General features: G+C 58.5%; 1 protein-coding gene. It reads left to right on the top strand.

Annotation, left to right across the window (positions count from 1 at the left end; translation table 11 throughout):
• Positions 1-4762, top strand: a 4762-nt coding sequence (locus L0666_RS17140; RefSeq protein ID WP_235262616.1) for a beta strand repeat-containing protein, incomplete at both ends; no start/stop codon positions are given.

Raw genomic sequence — 4762 nt, 5'->3', positions numbered from 1 at the left:
GCCGTCTTTCACGGTTGAGAAGACGGCGAGTTCGGACACGGAAGTAGTTGTTGGTACGGTTATTACGTACAGCCATTTGGTGAGCAACACGGGTAATGTTACGTTGACGGATATAACGTTGACGGACACGCATACGAGTACGTCTGGTGGCACGCAGTTGCTGGCGTTTACGCCGTCCAATGTGATTGCGACTTTGGCGCCGGATACGTCGACCACTGTCACGACGACCTATACAATTACGCAAGATGATATCGATGCGGGCACGGATGTGACCAACACGGTGTCGGCCACGGCGACGCCGCCGGCGGGCACGACGGTTGATCCTGCCACGTCTGACGAGGTTGTTGATCTTGCCGATATCGATACGGCGCTGAGCGTTGTCAAAACCGAGAGCGATGGCAGCGGGGACTTTGGCGATCTGCCGACGGACGAGACCTTTACCTTTGAAGTGACCAACGACGGTAACGTGACGCTGAAGGGCTTTACGCTGACTGATGATCTGACGGGCTTTAGCTGTCTGTTGGCGGACATCCCGCCGCTGACATCTGTGACGACTTGTGGCGATGGATCGCCGCTGTCCACGACCTACACTGTGTTGCAAGGTGACATTGACACCGGATCGTTGACCAACACGGTCACCGTGACGGACGGCACTGTTTTCGCAGAAGATGAGGTCACGCTTGCGGGACCGGACCAGCTGCCGCTTCTGGAGATGCTCAAGACGGCGACGTCTGGTGCGAACTTTGACACCGTGGGTGATGAGGTCACCTATGATTATGTCGTGACCAACGACGGTAACATCACACTGACAGCGCCGATCACTGTGGCAGATGACAAGACAACTGTGACCTGCCCGGCCTTGCCGACAGGCGGGTTGGCACCGGATGCCAGCATCACGTGTACTTCGACTTATGCGGTCACGCAGGATGATCTGGACGCAGGCTTTGTGACCAATGCGGCGACCGCAAGCATCAACCAACCGGTTGTGCCCTCTGCGACCTATCCTGCAGGGACTGCAGCTGTTGATTCAGCTGAGGTTACTGAAACTGTTGCGGCTTCGCAGCTTCCTGAGATCGAAATCGCCAAGGCGGTTCTGGCGGGCACCCCGTCGACCTATAGCGCGATCACGGACAGCGTGACCTTTGAGTTTACGGTCACCAACACCGGTAACGTCACCCTGACAGACACCGTGACAGTCACCGATCTGACCATCCCTGCGACGCTGACCTGTCCAGCTGCTGGTCCTGTTACCATCGCACCGGGCGATGATGTGACCTGTACAACCACATGGACCCCTGATCAGGGCGACATTGATGCGGGCAGCTTTACCAATGAAGCGACGGCCGAAACGAGCTTTGACGGCAGCCCCGTTGCCACCGATCCGCTGGTTCCTGCGACCGCCACTGTGACGGCGATCCAGACACCAGAAATGGAAATGGCCAAAGCGTTGAGCGCGCTGCAAGAACCGGGCGGCGCCCCAACGGTCGAGTTCGCCTCGGGCAATGTTGCGGTCTATGAGTACACGATCACGAACACGGGTAACACGACACTGACCAGCCCGATCACCATTGAGGACAACCTGATTGGCACGATCGCCTGTCCTCTGGGGGATCTTGCGCCAACGGATGCGCCGATGGTGTGTACCGCGTCTTACGTGATCACAACGGATGACGTTGAGCTTGGATCTGTGACCAATATCGCGACGGCCACAGATGCGGGCGGCACCGACAGTGCGCCAGCAGATGAAACCATTCCGGGCGGTGCCAACCCCACGATGTCCATGCTGAAAGAAGCTGACGTAACAACGTTCAGCGCTGTGGGCGATCCGATTGTCTATACATATACGGTGACCAACACGTCACCGGGTGTTGAAACCAGCCCGGGCGTGTTCTTGCGCCCTGCGTTCGAAAACCCGATCACCATCACCGATGACAAGTTCCCGGGCGTTGACATTGCCTGTCTGCCGACCGCGGACAACCGTTTGTCACCGGATGAGCAAACCACATGTACTGCGACCTACTTTGTTACGCAGGACGATCTGGATGCGGTTCAGGGCGACGGGTCAGGGGGGCTGATGTCCGCCTTTGTGACCAATAACGCGGTTGCAGAAACGGTTTATGGCAGCACTGATGTTGTGTCTCCGGGTCAGAGCGTGACAGTGGACGGGGTTGCGGCTCCGGCTTTGGACACGACCAAAGACGTGACCACGGGCAATGATCCGGCGGCCGTCGATGATGTGCTGGAATACACCATCACCACCACCAACACCGGTAACCAACAGATGTCTGGCATCACGGTCACCGACGCGATGTTGCCAACGCTGACCTGTACCATCAATGGCGTGGCGGCCACGTCGCCGTTCACCCTCGAGGCTGGAATAGCCGGGGCAGGGGAATCCGTGATCTGTACGGGCAGCTATACGGTCACACAGGATGACATCGACGCGCAGGTTCTGACCAATACAGCAACTGCTGAGGGGTCTTCTCCGGATGGTGAAGTCGTCACAACTCCGGTGACAGACATCCATCCGCTGGTCACAGACACCGGCGAGATCACGGTTCTTAAGGAACTGACAGCGGGCACGCCTGCGGCGGCCTATACCGACTTGAACCAGCCGGTCTCGTTCACGATCACAGTGACCAATGATCGTCTTGTGACGCTTGAAAACATCCGCGTTACGGACAGCCGTGTTGCCGGAACATGCGTAATCCCGGGCCCATTGGCCCCAGGGGAAAGCGATTCCAGCTGTGAGTTCATCTACGAAATCCAGCAAGAAGACATCGATGCGGGTCAGCTGACCAACGTCGCGACGGCTGTGGGTACACCTGTTACGCCGGGTGCCGAAGACGTCACCGGAACCGATGACATCACTGTCTTTGGCCCGTCATTCGAGCCAACAATCAACGTTACCAAGTCTGCGGACCTCAGCGAGTTCACCGAAGAAGGCGATCTGATCACCTACACCTATGTCATTGCCAACCTCGGCAACGTCACCATCACCGATCAACCGACCCTGACCGATGACAAGATCCCTAATCCGGCGGACTTTACCTGTGACGCGATCCCGACGGGCGGCCTTGTTCCGAGCGAAAGCATCACCTGCACCGCGGTCTATACTGCGACCCAAGATGACGTGGACAATGGCGGCGTGACTAACATCGCGACTGTAGAAGTTGCCGACACCTATAATGGTGGCACAGTTGGCGGCACCGACACGATCACCGTGCCATCCGTGCGCACTCCGGCGATGACGGTTCTCAAAGAAGCGTCCGACACCACCGACGTCGCGCTCGGCGATATCATCACCTACACCTATACTGTGACCAACACCGGCAATGTGACGCTGGAACCTGTGACGCTGGCCGATGATCACACCTCTGCTGCGGGCACGAGCGCCTTGGTCATCGAAGATGGCGGTATCATTGCAACGCTTGCGCCTGATGAAATCGTGACGCTGACCGCGACTTACGAGGTTACGCAGGCCGACATCGATGCGGGTGCGGACCTGACCAACACGGTCACTGCCACGCCGACACCGCCAACAGGCACCACTCTTGATCCGGTTACGGCTGATGAAACCGTCACCATCGAGGCTGCTGATCCGTCGCTTGTCGCGCTGAAAACAGTCTCTGTGACACCGGATCCGATCGTTCCGGACGTGAGCGTTGTCAGCTTCGAGATCACCGTAGAAAACGACGGCAATGTCACCCTGACAGCGCCGACTCTGACGGATACCCTCAGCCGCGCGGACGCCACGCTGATCACCCCGAACCCGGTACCGGCGTATGTCTCTGGTGACAGTGCCACGACAGGTACAGTGGGCATGCTGGATGTAGATGAAATCTGGGTCTACACCGTCAGCCACACCATCACGCAAGACGACATTGATGCAGGCGGTCTTAGCAACTCGGTTCTGGTCGAAGCGACTGATCCGTTCGGCACGCCAACCGAAGACACCTCTGACGATGGAACCGGGGCCGGCAGCAAGCCGACCGCCTTCCCGATCGGCTCTGAACCTGCCGTTCTTGGCCTCAAGACCATCACGTCGAGCACGATCGCGGTGAACGAAACAGTGACCTTCGAGATCACCGTTGAAAACACAGGTAACGTGACGCTGAACAGCGTCGATGTGGCCAGCGATACGTTGACCCGTGCGGATGGCACCCTGCTGGCGCTGACAACAGGGCCGTCGTTCCTCTCCGCTGACATGGGGTCGGCTGCGGGCACCCTGCTGGTCGGCGAAATCGCCACCTACACGGCGACCTATATCCTGACGCAAGACGACATTGACGCAGGCGGCATTGAAAACACGGCCACCGTCACGGGCTCTGATCCCGATGGCACGCCCGCCACTGATGTCACCGACAACGGCGCAGGCGACGGCGATGACCCGACCGAGCTTGTGATTGCAGCGGAGCCCGAGATATCGATGCTCAAAACCCTGCTCTCGGGCGGCCCGACCTATGATACCGTTGGTCAGGAACTGGTGTTCAACTTTGCGGTCACCAACGAAGGCAACATCACGCTGACCGAGGACGTCACAATCACCGACGCGATGATCACCGGCGCCGTCCCACCACAAGCCATCACCTGTGACCCAATGCCACTCGCACCGGGCAACACACTCAACTGCACAGGCTCCTACTTCGTCACACAAGACGACCTCGACGCAGGCGAAATCACGAACTCAGCAACCGCCGCAAGCGACGAGGCCGACGAAACAATACCAGACACCGTAACTGTACCGGCCCTACAAGAGCCG

It is taken from the genome of Octadecabacter algicola, from assembly GCF_021532625.1.
Classification (GTDB): domain Bacteria; phylum Pseudomonadota; class Alphaproteobacteria; order Rhodobacterales; family Rhodobacteraceae; genus Octadecabacter; species Octadecabacter algicola.
Note: the sequence above shows the minus strand (reverse complement) of the source record. Positions and strands in the feature narration are given on the sequence as shown.